The organism is bacterium (assembly GCA_021158245.1).
Taxonomy (GTDB): Bacteria; Zhuqueibacterota; QNDG01; order QNDG01; family QNDG01; genus QNDG01.
Genome location: JAGGVB010000076.1, coordinates 1 through 3097, shown reverse-complemented (window position 1 = coordinate 3097; position 3097 = coordinate 1). Strand labels below are relative to the sequence as shown.

The 3097-nt window shown below is 34.6% G+C and carries 3 protein-coding genes; all 3 read right to left on the bottom strand.

The features are described from left to right. Positions 1–474, bottom strand: a 474-nt coding sequence (locus J7K93_04725) for a Fic family protein (GenBank protein MCD6116297.1), incomplete at its 3' end; no start/stop codon positions are given. A 192-nt stretch (positions 475–666) separates the two neighbouring features. Then, positions 667–1734: a ribosome small subunit-dependent GTPase A gene (rsgA, locus tag J7K93_04720; GenBank protein ID MCD6116296.1), complete on the bottom strand. Its 1068-nt coding sequence runs from the start codon at positions 1732–1734 to the stop codon at positions 667–669. Between the two features lie 106 nt (positions 1735–1840). Next, positions 1841–3097: DUF4954 family protein (locus J7K93_04715; GenBank protein ID MCD6116295.1), on the bottom strand; the 1257-nt coding region annotated here is incomplete at its 5' end.

Genomic DNA, 3097 nt, shown 5'->3' with positions numbered 1-3097 from the left:
ATTTGTCATTAAATTTATTATCTCCGAATATTCCTGCGGCGGGGTATAAACAGTTTCTCCTGTTGCCGCATTTTTCAATGCTGTGCCAGGTAGTTTTCTAAAACCTGCCCTATTTTTCTCTAATTCAGATTGAATTTCGATTATATCGTTATTTGTTAATATCTTTTTTCCCGATATTAAGGCAAATCCTTTTTTTAATGCCGAAATATAATTCTGAACTTCTTTGGCATTTAACGATTTAAATCCACCAAGATTTAATTCTGCTTTATAAATATCATCGTGTGTTGTGATAATGTTTTCAATTGCCGAACTGTCTTTTGCTTCTTGCAGTCCCAAGGTATTGATTAAAATGCTTTCATTTGGAATTGTAGCCACAATTCCTTTTAGTTCTGCCAATGCACGATGAGCAAAAGTAAGTTTTTTTAAAACTTTTTTTGTTTCAACATCTTTTTCTATTGGTAACTTTTTCAACATCCCATTTCCCTTTGTAAAGTTTTCTTGCTTTTCTATACAAAGATAGTAAACTTTGATAAGAAAATCAAATATTCTTTACATACCTAATACCCAATGATAAGTTTTCTGCGATTTCTTTACATTTTGGCTAATGGTTTCGCCGCTATGAGCCGTTCCGACGTAGGAGGAATGGCTTATGAGCGGCTGTTGTGCTTAGTACTTATTTAATTTTTTGCCTTTTTTATAATTCTTAACCATTTTTCCAAAATCCTTATCCTTTTTTCGTTTTTCAGCAACGGTTGATTCAAAATGCTCTTTTTCTCGTTTCATTTTTAAATAGTTTTTGTAGGATGATTTATCTATTTCCCCATTTTCAACGGCCGCTATAACTGCACAGTCAATTTCTGTCGTATGTGTACAATCTTTAAATTTGCAATTTTCAGATAGCTCTACTATTGTTTCAAATGTAATATTTAATCCGTCCGTAGAATCTGCAATTCCAACTTCTCTCATTCCAGGATTGTCAATTAGAATTCCGCCATTTTCAAGAATTAATAATTCTCGATGGCTTGTAACGTGTCGTCCTTTATTGGTACTTGTACTTATCGCATTTGTTTTCATCTGTTGTTTACCTGAAAGGTTATTTAAAAGAGTGGATTTTCCTACCCCGGATGAACCCAGCAAACAGTAAGTTTTACCTTTTTCTATATTCTGTTTCAGTCTTTCGATTCCTTTTAGGGACTCGTTGCTTATAGAAATTATCGGAATTTGCTTTATTCTTTCTTGAACAGTTGTAATCAATTTTGCTAATTCAGTTTCTTTTATCAAGTCAATTTTGTTGAGAATGATAATTGGTTTTACATTAGAAGTATTACATATTGTCAGGTATCTTTCTAATCTATTGACATTAAAATCTCGGTCAACCGCTTGTACAATAAAGGCATAATCAATATTTGTTGCTATGATTTGTTTCTCGCCTTGCTTGCCGGCCGCTTGCCTTTCAATGATGGTCTTTCTTGGAAAAACAGAATGAATAAGCACTTTGTTGTCATCATATTCAGAAATTGCAACCCAATCACCAACAGCTGGAAAATCAGATCTGTTTTGTGCTGAAAAACGTAAGTTTCCGATTATTTCACCATCATATTCTTTTTCTGTGGTCTTAACAATGTACCTTTCCTTGTGCTCAGATATAACTCGAGCTACTCCAAATGAATCAAGATTTTGGTCTTTTCGGTAATTTTTCAACTCTAAATTATATCCTAAATCTTCAAGTGTCATTTCTTTTCTCTTGTATTAAGCACAACGATTTTGTATACGTATTGTGTTTATTCCGCCAAAATGGCAGTATAAATATCATTGTGTATATTTTTCTTTTACAATTCTTCTATAATCCAATTATTTTACTGATCATGTTTTTATATCTTTCTGTTTCCTTCCGGATTCGGCTTATTACATTATCAGTATTATCTGCCTGAGTTGTTGCTGATGTGTAATCAGGTATAATTTTTTTGCCTCGGATGTCGTCACGTTTTTTATTCGCGACAGTTTTAAAAAGGATAACTTTCTGTGTTTCAATGAACAGTTTACATAAATCCCCGATAGAAAGTTTGCCAAGGCCTTCATCATGCAGTATTTTTTTCGTAAATTCCCACTCAGGCATGTCTGTATTATCATTAAAAAGCGAATGAATACTTTTATTCTGTTCTGCAAGGGAATTGGCAGCATCTATAAATTCTTTGAGTGCATAAAATTTTATGAAAAAAGTATAAGTTTCAATTGCATCTAATCTGCTTTGGTCAGTAATAAAGTTTTTACCGATGCCTTTTATGTCGCTGTCAAAATAGAGATTTTTTTTATCTTTTATCTCATGTAGGCGGGTACGTGCCGAGATCATCATATTAACAATTTCTGGCCTGAAAATTTCATGATCAATTCCGTCGGATAATCCTTTTAATCTGTCTCTGTATTTGTATTGATTCCTGAATATTCCGTACACATTTTTATCGAGAACCCATGCAGGAAAAAGCTCGTTAAGCCCTGATAACACATTTTTGCCCATGCTTTTCCGTGGTTGATCAATAAGGGAAAAAGGAAAAGTCATGCGTTGAGGAAGCGTTGTAATGCCGGTTGCAATAATTGTAAAAGGGGCTTCTGAAAAATCTGCAGGATATTTGATGTTTACTCCGAGTCCGAAAAACAGGCCTTCACCGCAGAAAATTTCCTGATCAGGAGCTTTTCCAGTGTGGTTTGATCCCACATTTGCTCCGTATCCGACGTTGCCTTTGCCTCCGGGCCATATAGCAGCTATTAATAAAGATTGGTGATGAAACCCTGTTAAAGGCCCGGCAAAAGAGGAGGTTATCTCTCCTTTGCAAATTTTACTGCTGTGGCCTATGATTGCTTTTTGAACAATGGCACCGTCTTCTATGTTTGCGTTTCTGAAAATAAGGGATTTACTGACCATTGCACCTGAGTCTATACTTACGCCTTGCTGAATCAGAGAGTCTGTTATAAAAACTCCGTTTTCAAGAATTACAGGGTTATCAGGTGCGGAAAGAATAGTAGAGTTTTTAATCAGCCTTACATTATCTATAACAGAATTTTTGCCTATGAAGGTGTCTGATATCTTGTCACAGTTAGT